Genomic DNA, 14,938 nt, shown 5'->3' with positions numbered 1-14,938 from the left:
CGTGAGCGCCTCGATCCGTGACCTCCGTTGGGCCAAGGCTCCGGACTTTGCCGGGCAACCGGAACGGCGGGGCGCAATCGAAGCCCAGACCGTCGAGGACAAGCAGGAATACCTCGACTCGGGGATGCAGGAAGTCGATTGCAAGACATGCGGCGCGTGCGTACTGGTTCGCAAGAACACGTACAAGCACACCAGCATTCAGTGGACCTCCGACCCGGCACGTCGGTGTCACACGTTCAAGGACGCCATCGCGTCGGGGCAGAAATCTGCACTCAAGGACGGCTGCCCGATGCTCCATGAGAGCATCGCCGACGCCGTCAGGGACGGCACAATTACGGTTCGCGACGCCGAAAACAGCTGAGCACCGCGAACAGTTGCACGAGAACTGAAATGAGGGCCGACCCCAACGGGTCGGCCCTCATTTGTCAGGTGTGGTCACAGTTCCTAGGTAACTGCTCCCGCGATCTTGAAAGCGATGACACGTTCCCAGTCGAATCCCAACTCTGTCAGAATTTCGTCTGTGTGAGCGGCGAATTCCGGTCCTGCACGCAGTTCGGGTGCAGTGACGTCGAACTGCACCGGGTTTGCGGCCAGTTCGAGTTCCCCTGCCTTGAGCAGATATTCGTTGGCCAGAACCTGCGCGTCGCTCGACACTTGCAACGAGTCCTGCACAGGCGCCCACGGACCGGCAAGAGTGGCAAACTTCTCCGACCATTCCGCGAGTGTGCGGCTGCCCAGTACCTCACGCAGAATAGCCACTGCGGCTTCGGTATTGGCGGCAATCTGCTTGGAATCGGCAAAACGAGGGTCGTCGATGAGGTCGAGGCGATCGATGTGGCGACACACATCGGCCCAGTACTTGCCGGCCTGGAGCATCACGAACGAAAGGAAGCGCCCGTCCGATGTGCGGTACAACCCGGACAACGGATTGGTCAGTGCACCATGACCACCCGGCACCGGCGCCACCATGGCCTGGTCGAGATGCGCCGACAACGCAATCCCGTGTCCCATGGCCCACACGCCGCTGCCCAGGAGGGAGACGTCGACTACCGAGGTCTCGCCCGTACGTTCTCTCTTGAGCAGCGCTGCCGCAACACCGCCGGCAAGGTTCGTGCCGGAGATCGTGTCACCGAACGCCGGCCCCGGCGGGGTGATCATGCCGTCCACTCCAGGAGGCGTGAGAGTAGCGGCAATTCCGGCCCTGGCCCAGAAGGCCGTCATGTCGTACCCACCCTTGTCGGACTCGACACCGCGCGGCCCGAGTGCACTGCCGCGGGCGTAGACGATCTTCGGGTTCACGGCGCGGACGTCGTCCACGTCGATTCCGAACTTGGTCCGAGCCTGGGGCAGGAAGCTTGTGAGGAACACGTCCGCTGTGCGGATCAGTGCATCCAACACCTCTTTACCCTCGGCGGTTCCCATGTCGATGCCGATACTGCGCTTGCCTCGGTTGGCGTGCTCGACGTTGGGGTTGGGATCCCCCTCGACCTTCAACGCACCGACCTGACGAAGGCCGCGCTGTGGGTCACCGGTGACGGCGTGTTCCACCTTGACGACCTCGGCGCCCCAGTCGGCGAGCACTGCGCCCGCCGACGGAACGAAGCCGTACATCGCGACCTCGAGAACGCGGATCCCCTCGAGTGGCTTCACTTGACCACCGTCGCAAAAGCCTTGGTCTGGAGGAACTCCTCCAGTCCGGCGGTACCCATCTCACGGCCGATGCCCGACTGCTTGTACCCACCGAACGGAACATCGGGGGTGAAGTAGTTGCCACCGTTGACGCTGAAGGTTCCGGTGCGGATACGGCGGCCGATGGCGATCGCGCGATCGTCGTCGGCACCAAGCACGCCACCGGAGAGTCCGTACTTCGAGTTGTTGGCGATCTCCACGGCATGATCGTCGTCATCGAACGGGATGACTGCGAGCACGGGTCCGAAGACCTCTTCCTGCGCAATTTCGCTGTCCGGGTGGACATTTGCCAGCAGGGTCGGCGTGTAGAAGTAGCCGGGATCGATCCGCGTGCCACCGGTCACGAGCGTCGCGCCCGCCTCGACGGCCCGCTGAACCAAACCGTCGACCTTGTCTCGCTGCTTCTCGCTGATGAGCGGGCCCATGTAGATCTTCGGGTTGGTCGGGTCTCCGACCGGCACGTGCGCCATCATTCCGGCCACCTTCGCGACGATCTCGTCGTGATGTGCCCGCGGCACGAGCAGCCGGGTGGTGAGCGCACAGCCCTGACCTGTGTTGGAGCAGATGGAGAATGCCGCGAACTGTGCAACGGTGCCGAAGTCCGCGTCCTCGAGCACGATCAATGCCGACTTGCCACCGAGTTCGAGGAAGACCTTCTTGAGGCTCGCACTTGCCGCAGCCATGATCGACGCGCCGACGGGCGTGGATCCGGTAAAGGTGACCACGTCCACGTCGGGATGGGTGGTCATGATCTTGCCGGTCTCCACGTCGGACGAAGACAGTACGTTGACCACGCCGGCCGGAATATCGGTGTGATTGGCAATCAGTTCGCCCAGCGCCAATGTGATGAGTGGTGTGTCCGGAGCGCCCTTGAGGACGATCGTACAACCGGCGGCGAGCGACGGAATCAGCTTGGCAAACGCCAGCTGATTCGGGTAGTTGTACGCAATGATCGCGGAAACGACTCCGGCGGCTTCCTTCTCGATCCAGCGATTGTGCTTCTGCCCCTTGATGTCTACCTCGCCGAGCTGTTCGGTCAGCGGGTAGGTGCGCAGCAGATCGGCGTAGTAGCGGATGATGCCGATGGGCGCCTCGAGCTGGTTACCCTGCGTATTGATGTAGGTGGCTCCGACTTCGGCGATCGTCAGCGCACGAAACTCTTCGAGATTGTCGAGCATTGCCTGGTGCAGCTGGTCGAGGCACTTGATGCGGAATTCCACATCGGTTGCCCAGCTGGTGGTGTCGAACGCCTTGCGCGCTGCTGCGATAGCGGCTTCTGCCTCCGCGACACCCGCATTCGGTGCGTAACCGAGGATCTCACCGGTAGCGGGATTGATCGATGCAAACGTCTGCTCCGTTGTCACGAGCTTTCCGTCGATGAGCAAACGCCGATCGACATCCAGCACGGCGGTGCCCTCGTTGCCCGACACCGTTTCCTGAGATGACATCCGTTCTCCTCACTAAAGTATGAAAATAGAGTTCTCATATTCGAGAATATTGCATCCTGGTGGTGTGAATGTAGCAACTGTGAAGTCGTACGCATACCCCCCACCGAAAGGTTGCATTGCACCTGAGCAGTCTCTACTCGGGATCTTGCGGCCACGTCAGAGCGAGAGTAGGATTCTCCAAAATTGAATTGGAGATTCTTGTGAACCGGAATGCGACACTCGAACGCTCACCTGTAACGACGGCAGCCCCGTCGCCGGTGAGTCACGCACTCAGGCCCGAGCCATTTCCCAGCCCAGCCCATCTCGCGGCATGGACACGTTCTGTGCCCACCTTCCGTCCGTCTACGACGCAAGTTCGATCAACATCGTCATTGCCGGCCATCCCCGATCAGCTAGTCGAAACAGCCTGAATAACAAAAAGATTCACGTGCAAACAGGAGGAATATTGTGAAGGTGAAGGTCGACCCAGCACTGTGCCAAGGGCACACACTGTGCGCTATGGCTGCACCGGATGTGTTCGAACTGAGCGACATCGACGGCCACGCTACGGCCATCGAAGGCGATGTTCCTGCCGATCTCGAGGACAAGGTGCGGGAAGCTGCCCATTCCTGCCCGGAGCAGGCCATCACCATCTTTGCGAGCAACTCCGCCTCCGAGAACGCCGACGCCAAGACGCCAGAGAGGACAGCTCCATGAGCATCGACAATGCGCCAGCGCAAGACAACCACGAGAAGCCCGTATTCCAGTTCGACCGGCACGCAGCGGACTATCGCGACAACTTCCTGGACATCACCCAGGAGATGCACTCGAAGTGTCCGATGGCCTGGTCCGATACCCACGGCGGGCACTGGGTTGCGTCGGGCGGCGACGAGGTCTTCGCTCTCGCTCGGTCCGCTGACATCTCGAATGATCACGACCTCAAGGGAGTTCGTCGTGGTTACAAGGGAATCATGATTCCGACCGCGGAACGCGCGTCCGGTGTCCGTGGCGGCATCCTGGAAATGGACGACCCCGAGCATCGCGAGTTCCGTGCGGTTCTCAACCCCTACCTGTCTCCTGCTGCTATCAAGAAGTGGGTTCCGCTGATCGACGAGGTGATCCGCGCCAGCCTCGACGAGAAGATCGAGTCCGGCAAGATCGACTTCATCGACGATCTGGCAAACATCGTCCCGGCCGTCATCACGCTGGCAATGCTCGGTATCCCCGTCGTCAAATGGTCCGTTTACTGCGAGCCGGTACACGCGGCTATGTACACCCCGCCGGATTCACCTGACATCGCCCGGATCGGTGAACTCCACCGCGCCATGGGATTGGACCTCCTCACCAATCTCCACCAGATCCGCGAGAACCCCAGGCCCGGCATGGTCGACGCGATCGCCCGAGCCACCGTCAACGGCGAGAAGCCAGACGATCTCGAACTTCTCGGAGTCCTCAGCCTGCTCATCGGCGGCGGGTTCGACACGACAACGGCGCTCACGTCACACGCACTCGAGTGGCTGTCACAGAACCCGGATCAGCGCGAGATTCTCAGCCGGGAACGCGACACCATGCTGGACTCGGCAACGGAAGAATTTCTCCGCTTCTTCTGCCCGACACCGGGCGACGGCCGCACCTTCTCCGCCGACGGCGAATTGGGCGGCGTGCAGTTCAAAGAGGGCGATCGACTCTGGCTCTCCTGGGCAATGGCCAACCGCGACCCCGAACTCTTCGAGGACCCGAATACCGTCGACCTCGAACGAACGGCCAACCGACACTTCAGTTTCGGTCTGGGAGTACACCGATGCATCGGCTCGAACCTGGCCCGAACGGTCTTCAAGCGCATGCTCGTCGCAGTGTTCGACCGGATGCCCGACTTCACGTGCGACCCCGAAGGCACCGTGCACTACGACTCCATCGGCGTCATCCAGGGCATGCGTCACCTCCCGGCGACCTTCACCCCCGGCCCGCGTCTCGGTGCCGGCCTCGACGAGACCCTCGAGAAAATCCAACTGATCGTCGACGAGCAGGGACTCGCCGCACCGATCACTGCGCAGAAGTAAGGAAACTGAAGTAAGTGACTGATTCCGCGGTAGTCGATCCGGTAAACGAGAACAAGGTAGCCGAGTCGGGGCGTCCTCTTCCCCTTGTGACCCGGCAAAACCGGTTCTACTGGACGTCCGGCGCGGATGGCCGGCTGCGCGTACAGGAGTGCGAGTCCTGTACGGCTCTCATCCATCCGCCGCAGCCGGTCTGCAGGTACTGCCGTTCACATCAGATGGGCGTGCGCGTGGTTTCCGGCTACGCCACCCTCATCGGATTCACGGTCAACGAACGCTTCAGCATGCCTGGGCTTCCGGCACCCTACGTGGTGGCTCAGGTCGCGATCGAAGACGATCCTCGGGTTCGGCTGACTACCAACGTCATCGAGTGCGATCCTGCGCAGCTGCACTTGGGCATGCGCATGGAAGTTGTCTTCCACCAGGACGGGGATGTGTGGCTCCCGTTGTTCCGGCCGACGGCCGAGCAACCAGAACCTGCGCCGCTGCCACAGGCCGAGGGTGATCCGGAAGAGATCCGGCGACGCGTGCGACCGATGTCCACCACCGTGAAGTTCGAGGACAAGGCGGCGCTCACCGGCATCGGCATGTCCGAGATCGGCCGACGCTTGATGCTCTCCCCCATGGAGCTGACGGTGCAGGCGTGCGAACGCGCTGTCGCCGATGCCGGCCTCACGATGGACGACATCGACGGTCTCGCAAGCTATCCCGGCGCCGGACCGGTAGGGGGGTTCGGCGAGGGCGGCGGGGTGACCGGCGTCGAGGCGGCTCTCGGCATCCGGCCGACCTGGCATAACGGCGGCATTGAAACCTTCGGCCCCAGCGGTTCGGTGATCGCGGCGATGATCGCCGTCGCCAGCGGCCTTGCCCGCCACGTGCTGTGCTACCGAACCGTCTGGGAAGCCACCCACAACGAATTGATGCGTCTGGGCGAAATCAGCCCACCCGCGCCGAGTCGCACCCCGAGCTGGATGTTCCCGTTCGGAGCGACCTCCGCAGCACACACTCTCGCGCAGAATGCGCAGCGCCACTTCCACAAGTACGGCACAACTCGCGAAAGCTTGGGCTGGATTGCGCTGAACCAACGAGCCAATGCCGCACTCAATCCGAGCGCGATCTATCGCGACCCGATGACGATGGACGACTACCTCTCGGCCCGCACCATCACCACGCCATTCGGTCTCTACGACTGCGACGTACCGTGCGACGCTTCGGTCGCCGTGATCGTGTCCGCCATCGATGCAGCACACGATCTTGCCAAGCCGCCGGTACTCGTCGAAGCTGTCGGAACGCAGATTGTCGAACGTATCGAATGGGATCAGAGCACACTGACACACGAGCCTCAGGTTCTCGGCCCAGCTGCTCACCTGTGGACACGAACCACGATGCGCCCCAGTGATGTCGACGTCGCGCAACTCTACGACGGATTCTCGTTCAACTGCCTGTCCTGGATCGAAGCGCTGGGCTTCTGCGGCATCGGCGAAGCAAAGGACTTCCTCGACGGCGGCCACAACATTGCCCGCGACGGCGTGATCCCACTCAACACGCACGGTGGACAACTCTCACACGGCCGCACCCACGGCATGGGGCTGATTCACGAAGCGGTCACACAGTTGCGCGGCGAGGCCGGTGAACGTCAGGTCGTCGGCGCCAAGGTCGCCGTCGCGGCCACGGGTGGCCTGTCCCCCGGCGGCGCAATGCTCCTTCGAACGGATCGATAGTGGAGGCGCGTCAATGACGACCGCGACGATGACACCCAGCTACCACGCTCGCCGGAGCCCGGACACCCCGGCCATCGTGATGGCTTCGAGCGGTGAGGTCACGACATACGCCCAACTCGACGAACGCTCGACGCGATTTGCGCGGGCATTGCGGGCACGCGGGCTGGGCGTCGGCGACCACATCGCGATCCTGATGGAGAACAACCGCCCCTTTCTCGAAATTGCCTGGGCAGCGCAGCGATCCGGCATTCACTACACCGCGATCAACCGCCACTTACGCCCGCTCGAGGTGCAGTACGTTCTCGACGATTGTGGTGCCCGCGCCTTGATCTCGAGCGAAGCACTTGCCGACGTCGTGGCCGGCCTCGACGTCTCGCGTATTTCCATCCGGATATCGGCGCTCGGTGACATCTCCGGATTCGATCGGTACGACGACGTGCTGGCCGGCGAGACGGCCACACCACTCGACGACGAGTGCGAGGGCCGCGAAATGCTGTATTCGTCCGGGACCACCGGACGTCCCAAAGGTGTGCGTAAACCGTTGCCAGGAACGGCGTTCGGAGATCCGAGTGCCGCACCCGTCTTGATCGCCAGGGGCCTGATGGCCGGCAACACCGTCACCGATGCGGTGTACCTGTCGCCCGCACCGCTGTATCACGCGTCGCCCCTGGTCTTTTCGATGTCATGGCACCGTCTCGGCGCCACGGTCGTGGTGATGGAGAACTTCGACCCACTCCAATGCCTTGAACTGATCGAGCGTCACCGAGTGACAAGCGCGCAGTTCGTGCCGACCATGTTCGTGCGCATGCTTCGGTTGTCACCGCAGGAGCGAGCGCGATACGACCTGTCGAGCCTGCGCAACGCAATACACGGAGCGGCGCCGTGCCCGATCCTCGTGAAGCAGCAGATGCTCGACTGGTGGGGGCCGATAATCCACGAATACTATTCGGGCACCGAGGATGTCGGCGCTTCGACCATCACACCCGAGGAGTGGCTGACGCACCCCGGATCCGTCGGGCGACCGATGCAGCAATGCCACATCCTCGGCGAGGACGGGGCGGAACTTCCTGTCGGACAGGTCGGCTCGGTGTATTTCTCCGGCGGCAGGCCGTTCGAATATCACAACGATCCCGAGAAGACCGCGTCCGTCACCAACGACCGCGGGTGGCGCACACTCGGCGACATCGGGCGTCTGGACGAGGACGGATACCTCTATCTGACCGACCGCGAGGCGCACACGATCATCTCGGGTGGAGTGAACATCTATCCGCAAGAAGCGGAGAACGAACTCGCCGGGCATCCTGCCGTCGCCGATGTCGCAGTCATCGGCGTACCCGACGACGAGATGGGCGAGTCGGTGAAGGCTGTTGTGCAACTGGTCGATCCAGCGGCAGCCCACGCTACCCTCGCCGCCGAGCTCATCGAGTACTGCCACAAAGCGCTCGCGTCGTACAAATGCCCCCGAAGTATCGATTTTGTCGACGCCCTCCCCCGAGATCCCAACGGCAAGTTGTACAAGCGCCTGTTGCGTGACCGTTATCGGGCGAGCAACGTCACCCCTATCGCTTGACGACAGAACAGGAGACCCTCGTGCAGGGTTTGACAGACAAGGTCATTCTGATTGCCGGCGGCGCCACCGGCCTCGGCGCCGCCTCCGCGCAGCGACTGGCAAACGAGGGCGCACAGATCGTGATCGGTGATCTCAACCTCGAAGGTGCCGAAAAGACCGCTGCGGCAATAAACGAAGCCGGTGGGCGTTCCGTTGCAGCACAATTCGACATTTCCGACGACACGTCAGTCAAGAAATTGGTGGCATTCAGCGTCCGGACCTACGGCGGCCTTGACGCCGTCCATATCAATGCCGGAGATATGGGTTCGGTGTCCAAGGACACCGATATCGTCGACATCGACCTCGAGGTCTGGGACCGCACCATCGCCGTCAACCTCCGCGGCCACATGCTCGTGACCCGGCACGCCATTCCCGAACTCCTCGCACGCGGTGGCGGCACGATCGTCTATACATCGTCGATCGCTTCGTTCACGGGTGATCCGCAGCGTCCTGCCTATTCGGCAACCAAAGCCGCTATCAACTCCCTGGCCCGGCACGTCGCGTCGCGCTGGGGCCGCGACGGCATCCGCGCCAACGCCATCACTCCCGGCCTGATCCTCACCAAAGAGATCGAGGAGGGCGCGTCGCCCGAACTGCTGCAGTCGTTGATCGCGCGTTCTCGCAGTACACGGGGAGGCAGACCCAGCGACATCTCGAGCATGGTCGCCTACCTGATGTCGGATGACGGCGAGTGGATCAACGGGCAGGTCGTCAACGTCGACGGCGGCACGGTGTTGCGGTGACCGGACACTACGAATATGTGATTCTCCACTCGTCCAGCTATTGATTCTCAATAGCGAAAACAATATTCTCATTGCAGTAGGCGCCGCTGCCGGGCATCTCTGCGCAGCGCAGGAGAGGATTCTCAATGAACATTGACGACATGGTGATGGTCAGCATCGACGACCACGTGGTCGAACCGGCTGACATCTTCGAAAAGCACTTCCCGAAAAGCCTCATGGACCAGGCCCCCAAGCTGACGGCCCACCCCCGCAACCCCAACGTGCAGGCCTGGCTTTTCCAGGACACGGTGGTCGGCAGTTCCGGCCTGAACGCCGTCGTCTCCTGGCCGAAGGAAGAGTGGGGCATGGATCCCACGGGCTACGCCGAGATGCGTCCCGGCGTCTACGACATGGACCTGCGTGTACGCGACATGGATGCCAACGGCACCTTGGCCGCAACACTTTTTGCTACCTTCCCCGGATTCGCCGGAACCCACCTTGCGAGCCTGCCGGACAAGAAGTTGTCCCTAGCGGCATCTCGGGCCTTCAATGACTGGGTCGTCGGTGAGGTACCGAATGCTCACCCCGGGCGCTTCATCCCCCTCGGCATCATCCCGTTCTTCGACGTGGAGGAATCCGTCAAGGAGATCCACCGTCTCGCCGCGATGGGTTGCCGATCCATCAGCATCCCTGAGACTCCGTACGGCGTGGGTGAGGGCTACCCCGACTTCAAGTCCGGCTACTGGGATCCGATCTTCAAGGCATGCGTCGAGACCAACATCGTCCTGAGCCTGCACATCGGTGGCGGCTTCAGCTTGGTCAAGCGCCCCGAGGGCTTCAACATCGACGACATGATGGTTCTGACACCGCTCATTTCGACTATCGCGGCAAACGACATGATGCTCAGCGGAGCCTTCCAGAAGTTCCCGGATCTCAAGGTCGCCATGAGCGAGGGTGGCGTCGGCTGGGTTGCACCGTGGCTCGACCGCGTCGAACGCCACGTCGTCAACCAGTCCTGGACCGGAACCAGCTTCCTACCCAAGGGAATGACGGCAACCGACGTGTGGCGCAAGAACTTCCTGGCGTGCTACATCACCGAGCCGAGCGGACTGAACAACCGTGACCGCCTCGGCATCGACACCATCGCCTGGGAATGCGACTACCCCCATTCCGACTCCACTTGGCCTATTTCGCCGGAGATGCTGATGGAAGAACTCGTCGACGCCAAGCTCACCGACGAGGAGATCGACAAGATCACCTTCGGAAACGTCGCCCGGTTCTTCGACTGGGATCCCTTCAAGCACATCAAGCGCGAGGACGCCACCGTGGGCGCCCTGCGTGCACGGGCAACCGATGTCGACATCAGCGAGACATCCAAGGCCGAATACCGTCGACGCTACGAGCTCGCCAACTCGTAGCCTCCACGCTTGGACAAATGCCGCCGACACCCGTGTCGGCGGCATTTGTCGTACCCACACGCGGGCGGTGCGCCCGCTGGAGAACCTCACCAGCCCAACAGGTTTGACTGGATCACACACCGACCGTCGGGGCGATCAAGAATGAGAAATTTGCCCGAAAAGAATTGCATTTTTATCAATAAGAACGCTATTCTCCAAGTAACCAAGGAGGCACACATGGCGTGGGATTTCGAGACCGACCCCGAGTACCAGGCGAAACTGGACTGGGCGGACAAGTTCGTACGTGAAGAGGTCGAGCCGCTCGACCTGGTCTGGCCGCACGAGCAGTTCGTGCCGTTGGACGGAGCCAGGCGTAAAGCGATCGACCCGCTCAAGGAGCAGGTTCGGAAGCAAGGACTGTGGGCCACGCATCTCGGACCCGACATGGGCGGCCAGGGATACGGCGCACTCAAGCTGGCTCTGCTGAACGAGATTCTCGGTCGATCATCCTGGGCACCAATCGTATTCGGATGCCAGGCACCGGATACCGGCAATGCCGAGATCATTGCCCACTACGGCACCGAAGAGCAGAAGCGGCGTTACCTGCAGCCACTACTCGACGGCGAGATGTTCTCGACCTACTCCATGACCGAACCACAGGCCGGTGCCGACCCCGCGCAGTTCACGACGCGCGCAGTCAAGGACGGCGACCACTGGGTCATCGACGGAATGAAGTACTTCTCCTCCAACGCGAGAACCGCGTCGTTCCTGATCGTCATGGCCGTCACGAACTCCGATGTCAGTGTGTACAAGGGCATGTCGATGTTCCTCGTACCGTCGGACACACCGGGAATCAACATCGTCCGCAACGTGGGTTTGTACGGTGAGCCCCTCAACGACGGCACCCACGCCCTCATCCACTACGAGGGTGTCCGGGTACACGAGGATGCACTCCTCGGCGGCGAAGGTCAGGCATTTGCCGTGGCACAGACGCGCCTCGGCGGCGGACGAATCCACCACGCCATGAGGACGATCGGCCTTGCACAGAAGGCAATCGACATGATGTGCGAGCGCGCACTGAGCCGCGAAACCGCGGGCAGCCGGCTCGCCGACAAGCAGTTCGTGCAGGGCTACATCGCGGACTCCTACGCCCAACTGGCTCAGTTCAGGCTCTTCGTATTGCACACGGCATGGAAGATCGACAAGTACAACGACTACAAGAAGGTCCGCAAGGACATCGCCGCCGCCAAGGTCATCATGCCGACTGTGCTGCACGACATCGCTTGGCGGGCAATGCAAATACACGGTGCGCTCGGTGTGACCAACGAGCTTCCGCTCTTCCAGATGATTCACGGTGCCGCAGTGATGGGCCTCGCCGACGGCCCGACCGAGGTACACAAGACCACCGTCGCCAAGCAGGTACTGCGGGATTACAGCCCCAGTGACGACCTCTGGCCTACGGAATGGATCCCGCGCAAGCAAGAAGCCGCTAAGGCAAAGTACGCCGACTACATCGAACTGGAAGTGGGGAACCTGTGATCGATTTTCAACGGCTTTCGGACTGGATGGACGGCGAGGGCCTCGGCAAGGGCGCGCCGCTCGAGCACCGATACCTCTCCGGCGGTACCCAGAACGAAATCTACGAACTCACCCGTGACGACTTGCGCTGCGTGATCCGGATACCACCGCCGGAGGCTCCCGCAAACCGCGACAAGGGAATCCTCCGCGAGTGGCAGATCATCTCGGCACTCGACGGCACCGATGTGCCCCACACCGAAGCAATCGCCGTGTGCGAGGACGCCTCCGTACTCGGCCGACCGTTTTATCTCATGGGATTTGTCGACGGTTGGTCCCCCATGGACGACCGGAATTGGCCGGAGCCCTTCAAGAGCGACCTCGAAGCACGGAACGGACTGGGCTACCAGCTGGCCGAAGGCATCGCACTTCTGTCGAAGGTCGATTGGAAAGCCAAGGGCCTCCAGGATCTTGGTCGACCCGACGGTTTCCACGAGCGTCAGGTCGATCGCTGGACCAGCCTGTTCGAGAAGATCAAGGGCCGCGAACTCGAAGGAATCGAAGTCGCCACCGAGTGGCTGCGGAACCACAAGCCGCTCGACTTCATCCCCGGAATCATGCACGGCGACTACCAGTTCGCGAACGTGATGTTCGAAAACGGCGCACCGGCCCGGCTTTCCGCCATCGTCGATTGGGAGATGGGAACGGTCGGCGACCCCAAACTGGACCTCGCCTGGATGCTAGAGGGCTGGCCCAAGGACACCAGCGCTCCAGAGGCAGCAACCAGCAGCTACGTCAACCTGCAGGGCATGCCGTCGATGGAACAGTTGGCCGGGCACTACTCCGAGATCTCGGGTCGCCAGGTCGACGACCTGGACTACTACCGCATCCTCGCCAAGTGGAAACTCGCGATCATCCTCGAGCAGGGGTTCCAGCGCGCCGGTGACAACGAGAAGCTCCTCGCGTTCGGTCCCATTGTCGCCCAATCGATGATCGCTGCTGCCGAACTCGCCGAGACAACGGAGTACAAGTCATGACCGACGCAACCCCCGAACTGATCCAGGAACGACGCGGACAGATCCTGATCCTGCGTCTCAACCGTCCGGACGCACGAAATGCGCTCACCGGCAGCCTGTATCGCGAACTCGGCGACACAGTACTGGCCGCCGACACCGATCCGGACGTCCGCGCAATCGTCATCACCGCCACCGGTGACCGCGCATTCTGCTCAGGCATGGACCTGAAGGCGTTTGCCACGGAAGGCGAAGGAGCCTTCACCTCCGAAGGTTTCGCTCGACTCGCAGCGGGCAAACTCTCGACCCCGGTGATCGGTGCCGCCAACGGCACCGCCATCGGCGGCGGGCTTGAACTCCTCCTCGGTTCCGACATCATCATCGCGTCATCGGCCGCGAAATTCGGCTTCCCCGAGGTGAAACGGGGATTGTTCCCCGGCGGCGGCGGCACCGACATCGGAACCCGAATCCCGATGCACGTCGCCCTGGAGTTGACCCTCACCGGCGATCTCATCACGGCTGACCGGGGCTACCAACTCGGACTGATCAACGCCGTCGTAGATCCGGACCAGGTTCTGGAGGCCGCAGTGGGATATGCCGAACGCGTCGCCGCAAACGCTCCACTCGGCTTGGCTGCATGCAAGGAACTCGTCCGCCTCGCGGTAACCGATTCAACCAGCGCTGCACAGAAACTCGGGCAATGGCAGTCAACGGTGTTCAGCAGTGGTGACGCCAAGGAGGGCGCTGCTGCTTTCATCGAGAAGCGCACCCCGATCTGGCAGGGTAGGTAACCTGCGATGCGCGCTGCTGTGTGCGGGGCGTACGGACCTCCCGAGGTTGTCACCGTCGAAGCACTCCCCTCGGCTCCGCTCGAGGCCGGGCAGATTCGGATCCGTATCGAATCCGCAGCCGTCAACTTCTCCGATGTGTTGTTGATTGCCAACAAGTATCAGGTCAGTGTCCCACCGCCATTCACGCCCGGCAGTGAGTTCGCCGGAGTCGTGTCCGAGATTGCGGAAGGCGTCACAGCTGTCTCCGTGGGTGACCGCGTCACCGGCACCGGTTTTGTCGGTGCGTTTGCGGAAGAAATTGTCATAGCTTCCGACAAACTCACGCTGGGCCGCATCCCGGACGGTGTCGAGACACGCATTGCCGCCGCATTCGGTGTGGCTCACCGCACGGCGTACCACACGCTCCGATCCGTAGCTCATATCAAACCCGGGGACGAGTTGATCGTTCTCGGCGCCGGCGGCGGTGTCGGCCTTGCCGCCGTTCAGCTCGGTGTTGCGCTCGGGGCGTCGGTCACTGCGGTCGCGTCGAGCACGAACAAGCTTGACGTCGCGGCGTCGTACGGCGCCGGGCACCTCGTCAACCATCGCACCGAGGACCTGCGCACGGCACTGAAAAAGGCTCTCCCGCATGGAGCAGACGTTGTTGCCGATCCAGTCGGCGGCGACCTCTCCGAATCTGCGCTTCGTGCTTTGCGTCCGGGCGGCCGCTTTGTCACCATCGGGTACGCGTCCGGTGTCATCCCCAAGATTCCGCTCAATCTGATCTTGGTAAAGGGTGTGCAGGTCAACGGATTCCAGTTCAAGGACATACCGCCGGAAGAATACCGTCGGAATGAAGCCGAACTCACCGATCTACTGGTCGCCGGCCGCACAGTTCCCCACATCGGTGCCGAGTTCCCGCTGGACAAGGCATCTGATGCTCTTCGGATGGTCGCCGACGGCCAGGCGGTCGGGAAGGTCCTCATCGACCTGACGTCCTGACAGGCAGAAGTCATCA

General features: G+C 62.1%; 12 protein-coding genes and 1 pseudogene. 11 read left to right on the top strand and 2 right to left on the bottom strand.

What is annotated here, in order from left to right:
* The first annotated feature begins 1 nt into the window (after position 1).
* Positions 2 to 361 (top strand): hypothetical protein, encoded by a 360-nt coding sequence (locus C7T36_RS25045; protein WP_033232465.1) that lies wholly within the window; start codon positions 2 to 4, stop codon positions 359 to 361.
* 83 nt (positions 362 to 444) lie between these two features.
* Here the strand turns inward: C7T36_RS25045 and C7T36_RS25040 are convergent, their stop codons facing one another.
* Both C7T36_RS25040 and C7T36_RS25035 read right to left on the bottom strand, forming a co-directional pair.
* Positions 445 to 1,650: a CaiB/BaiF CoA-transferase family protein gene (locus tag C7T36_RS25040; RefSeq protein ID WP_045068482.1), complete on the bottom strand. Its 1,206-nt coding sequence runs from the start codon at positions 1,648 to 1,650 to the stop codon at positions 445 to 447.
* The gene (locus tag C7T36_RS25035; protein WP_045068480.1) at positions 1,647 to 3,137 is read right to left on the bottom strand and encodes an aldehyde dehydrogenase family protein; all 1,491 of its coding nucleotides are present in this window, start codon (positions 3,135 to 3,137) and stop codon (positions 1,647 to 1,649) included. The genes C7T36_RS25040 and C7T36_RS25035 overlap by 4 nt, the downstream gene beginning before the upstream one ends.
* A 447-nt stretch (positions 3,138 to 3,584) precedes the next feature.
* Between C7T36_RS25035 and C7T36_RS25030 the strand changes: the two are divergent.
* From C7T36_RS25030 to C7T36_RS24985, 10 genes and pseudogenes are all read left to right on the top strand, one after another.
* Positions 3,585 to 3,770 (top strand): annotated as a pseudogene (locus tag C7T36_RS25030) (ferredoxin); the annotation flags it as partial.
* Positions 3,771 to 3,829: 59 nt separating this feature from the next.
* Complete coding sequence (locus C7T36_RS25025) at positions 3,830 to 5,176, top strand: cytochrome P450 (RefSeq protein ID WP_033232470.1); 1,347 nt, start codon at positions 3,830 to 3,832, stop codon at positions 5,174 to 5,176.
* Positions 5,177 to 5,190: 14 nt separating this feature from the next.
* Positions 5,191 to 6,894, top strand: coding sequence for an OB-fold domain-containing protein (locus tag C7T36_RS25020; protein ID WP_045068474.1), 1,704 nt, complete (start codon positions 5,191 to 5,193; stop codon positions 6,892 to 6,894).
* 13 nt (positions 6,895 to 6,907) lie between these two features.
* On the top strand, positions 6,908 to 8,464 hold the full coding sequence (locus C7T36_RS25015) for an acyl-CoA synthetase (protein ID WP_084702899.1): 1,557 nt from the start codon (positions 6,908 to 6,910) through the stop codon (positions 8,462 to 8,464).
* A 20-nt stretch (positions 8,465 to 8,484) separates the two neighbouring features.
* Positions 8,485 to 9,246, top strand: a complete 762-nt coding sequence (locus C7T36_RS25010; RefSeq protein ID WP_033232472.1) for an SDR family NAD(P)-dependent oxidoreductase — start codon at positions 8,485 to 8,487, stop codon at positions 9,244 to 9,246.
* Between the two features lie 125 nt (positions 9,247 to 9,371).
* Positions 9,372 to 10,643 carry an amidohydrolase family protein gene (locus C7T36_RS25005; RefSeq protein WP_033232474.1) on the top strand — a complete coding sequence of 424 codons (1,272 nt, stop codon included), beginning with the start codon at positions 9,372 to 9,374 and terminating at the stop codon, positions 10,641 to 10,643.
* A gap of 216 nt (positions 10,644 to 10,859) precedes the next feature.
* Complete coding sequence (locus C7T36_RS25000; RefSeq protein ID WP_045068471.1) at positions 10,860 to 12,161, top strand: acyl-CoA dehydrogenase family protein; 1,302 nt, start codon at positions 10,860 to 10,862, stop codon at positions 12,159 to 12,161.
* Positions 12,158 to 13,174, top strand: coding sequence for a phosphotransferase family protein (locus C7T36_RS24995; RefSeq protein WP_239654760.1), 1,017 nt, complete (start codon positions 12,158 to 12,160; stop codon positions 13,172 to 13,174). The genes C7T36_RS25000 and C7T36_RS24995 overlap by 4 nt, the downstream gene beginning before the upstream one ends.
* The gene (locus C7T36_RS24990; RefSeq protein ID WP_045068469.1) at positions 13,171 to 13,941 is read left to right on the top strand and encodes an enoyl-CoA hydratase-related protein; all 771 of its coding nucleotides are present in this window, start codon (positions 13,171 to 13,173) and stop codon (positions 13,939 to 13,941) included. Before C7T36_RS24995 ends, C7T36_RS24990 begins: the two co-directional genes overlap by 4 nt.
* A 6-nt stretch (positions 13,942 to 13,947) precedes the next feature.
* Positions 13,948 to 14,922 carry an NADPH:quinone oxidoreductase family protein gene (locus C7T36_RS24985; protein ID WP_045068468.1) on the top strand — a complete coding sequence of 325 codons (975 nt, stop codon included), beginning with the start codon at positions 13,948 to 13,950 and terminating at the stop codon, positions 14,920 to 14,922.
* The last annotated feature ends 16 nt before the right edge of the window (positions 14,923 to 14,938 follow it).

Origin of the sequence: Rhodococcus sp. AD45-ID (assembly GCF_003023755.1) — a bacterium.
Taxonomy (GTDB): domain Bacteria; phylum Actinomycetota; class Actinomycetes; order Mycobacteriales; family Mycobacteriaceae; genus Rhodococcus_F; species Rhodococcus_F globerula.
This window is presented reverse-complemented; position numbering and strand designations above follow the sequence as displayed.

What these genes read in the sequence shown, in the direction of transcription:
- C7T36_RS25035 (WP_045068480.1), bottom strand. Translation starts at nt 3,137, where the DNA reads ATGTCATCTCAGGAAACGGTGTCGGGCAACGAGGGCACCGCCGTGCTG.
- C7T36_RS25025 (WP_033232470.1), top strand. Translation starts at nt 3,830, where the DNA reads ATGAGCATCGACAATGCGCCAGCGCAAGACAACCACGAGAAGCCCGTA.
- C7T36_RS25015 (WP_084702899.1), top strand. Translation starts at nt 6,908, where the DNA reads ATGACGACCGCGACGATGACACCCAGCTACCACGCTCGCCGGAGCCCG.
- C7T36_RS25005 (WP_033232474.1), top strand. Translation starts at nt 9,372, where the DNA reads ATGAACATTGACGACATGGTGATGGTCAGCATCGACGACCACGTGGTC.
- C7T36_RS25000 (WP_045068471.1), top strand. Translation starts at nt 10,860, where the DNA reads ATGGCGTGGGATTTCGAGACCGACCCCGAGTACCAGGCGAAACTGGAC.
- C7T36_RS24990 (WP_045068469.1), top strand. Translation starts at nt 13,171, where the DNA reads ATGACCGACGCAACCCCCGAACTGATCCAGGAACGACGCGGACAGATC.
- C7T36_RS24985 (WP_045068468.1), top strand. Translation starts at nt 13,948, where the DNA reads ATGCGCGCTGCTGTGTGCGGGGCGTACGGACCTCCCGAGGTTGTCACC.